This is a genomic window from Mesorhizobium sp. B1-1-5, from assembly GCF_006443065.1.
Lineage (GTDB): Bacteria > Pseudomonadota > Alphaproteobacteria > Rhizobiales > Rhizobiaceae > Mesorhizobium.
On the sequence record NZ_VFWS01000250.1, the window covers coordinates 1 to 2067 of the forward strand.

Below are 2067 nucleotides of genomic sequence, written 5' to 3' on the forward strand. Positions count from 1 at the left end.
ACCGGAGAGATAGACCCAGTAGCTGAAGGCGTTGAGCCGCGGGAAGGCGACGTTTCGGGTGCCGATCATCAGCGGCACCAGGTAGATGGCGAACGCTTCCATGACCGGTACGGCGAACAGGAACATCATCGTCGTGCCATGCATGGTGAAGAGCTGGTTGTAGAGATCGGGGCCGATATGGCGTGCCTCCGGCGTGGCAAGCTGGAACCGCATGGCAAGTGCCGACAGGCCTGCAAGGGCGAGGAACAGGAAGGCCGTCACCATATAGCGCCGGGCGATCAGCTTGTGGTCGACCGTGACCAGCCAACCATAGAGGCCGTTCGGCGTCCGCCAGGCATGCGCCAGATAGTCGTGCAGTCTTGCCTCGTCGAGCCCGGTGTCGCGGATGCCTTTCAGGGCCGCTTCCTGTTTTCGCCTAGCCGTCTTCCCGGCAACGCCACTCATTCAAGACTTCCAAGATAGGCGACGACCGCACGAAGATCGTCGGCGCTGAGAGCAATGCGCGGCATCTTCGCGCCGGGTTTTATGGATTGCGGATCGGCGATCCACGCGGCGAGCGCGCCGGGTGTCATGGCCAGCGTGTCGGCGGCCAATGCACGCCGGTTTGCGAGATGGGTAAGGTCGGGCCCGACCGCTCCCTTGGCCGGCGTCCCCCTTATCGTGTGGCAGCGCGCGCAACCGGTGGAAAGAAAAGCCCGCTGGCCGCGGCGTTCCTCCTCGCTGGCAGGCGCGATGGCGGCGGCGTCTTGTCTGGACCGCCATGCCTCGAACGCTTCGCGGCTTTCCGCGATGACGGTGACGGCCATGTGAGCATGCTGGTAGCCGCAGAACTCGGCGCACTGGCCGCGATAGATACCAGGCCTGTCGGCAATGAGGGTGATCTCGCTCGGCCGGCCCGGAATGAGGTCCCTTTTACCGGCGAGACTTGGCACCCAGAAGCTGTGAATGACATCGGTCGAATCGAGTTCCACCTTTACCCGTTCGCCGACGGGAAGATGGATCTCGTTCGCCGTGACAATCATGCGCGACCGATCATCGTTGTGATAGCGTATTTCCCACCACCATTGATGCCCTGTGATGCGGATGGTGAGCGTCTCCTTTCCGCCCAGCGAGGCAATGGATTTGCCGGCGAAGAAGCTCGTTATCGTCAGCGCGGCGAGAACCAGCACGGTCGCCGCGACTGCGCTTCCGACCGCGCGGCTATACCTGTGCTCCTGATGGCTGTCGATGACCAGCGGCGGGGGGCCTGCTTGTGCCCAGCGCTGATGGAAGAGCGCCATTGCCAGGGCCAGCATGACGAGCAGCCAGGTGATGGTCGCCACCGCGCCAAAAGACCAGATGAGATCGAGAATCGCACGGGCATTCGCACCATGTGCGTGGAGTGCGGATTGCCAGCCGCTGCACCCGCTCAGGACCGGTGCCGAGACCACTGTAGACGCGAGGCCGAGCCATTTCAGGACGCCTGGAAGACGGCTGCCGGACGTGCTTCGAGCTGGACGTGCAAAGGCGGACGCAATGGGCCATTGCCGCCGTTGCCGCAGGCGGATGGACGGGCCCGTGCATCTTGCCATGTGAAATCCCCATGGATGCCAAGGCGATAACGCGAATCGCTGTAAAAGGATGCTTTGCAACGATGGCCGGCTTTTCTCCGCCATGCGATTGGCGCCGGGCCGATGCTTGCGCGCCGGGAGCGCAACCAAATGGCGGATATGTCCGTTTCTCCAGGCAAAGGCGCGGGACGCGCATCGGACGGTTCCACGCCGCGAAAGCTTAAGGAACTAGCCATGAGCAACACAGACAAAACGGCCGGCGGAAATCGAAGCGTCGCAGGCAAGGACGATCGCAGCCAGGACGCGACGCGCAACGACCGCCGAGGCAGGGAAGAGACGCGGCAGGAACAGGCTGCGGACAGCCATCCGGAAGAGGATCCGGCGGAGGGCTCTCGCCAAACGGTCGAGCACGAGGTGGACAGGCTTGATCGGTCGGGGCGCAGCGCCTCGCAATCCGCGCGCGAGGGCCAGGTGGAACGCGCGCGTGAGGAACTGCGGAAGCAGGTCAGCGAAGAGA

General features: G+C 63.7%; 2 protein-coding genes and 1 pseudogene. 1 reads left to right on the plus strand and 2 read right to left on the minus strand.

Annotation, left to right across the window (positions count from 1 at the left end):
- Both FJ980_RS30040 and coxB read right to left on the minus strand, forming a co-directional pair.
- Positions 1 to 444, minus strand: a 444-nt coding sequence (locus FJ980_RS30040; RefSeq protein WP_181181350.1) for a cbb3-type cytochrome c oxidase subunit I, incomplete at its 3' end; no start/stop codon positions are given.
- Positions 441 to 1655 (minus strand): cytochrome c oxidase subunit II, encoded by a 1215-nt coding sequence (gene coxB / locus FJ980_RS30045; RefSeq protein ID WP_246676617.1) that lies wholly within the window; start codon positions 1653 to 1655, stop codon positions 441 to 443. The genes FJ980_RS30040 and coxB, both read right to left, overlap by 4 nt.
- 129 nt (positions 1656 to 1784) lie before the next feature.
- Here coxB and FJ980_RS30050 point away from each other — a divergent pair.
- Positions 1785 to 2067: pseudogene (locus FJ980_RS30050) on the plus strand (hypothetical protein); the annotation flags it as partial.

Bases quoted from the DNA above. Each gene is read 5' to 3' on its own strand.
- coxB (WP_246676617.1), bottom strand. From the start codon at position 1,655: ATGGCGGAGAAAAGCCGGCCATCGTTGCAAAGCATCCTTTTACAGCGA.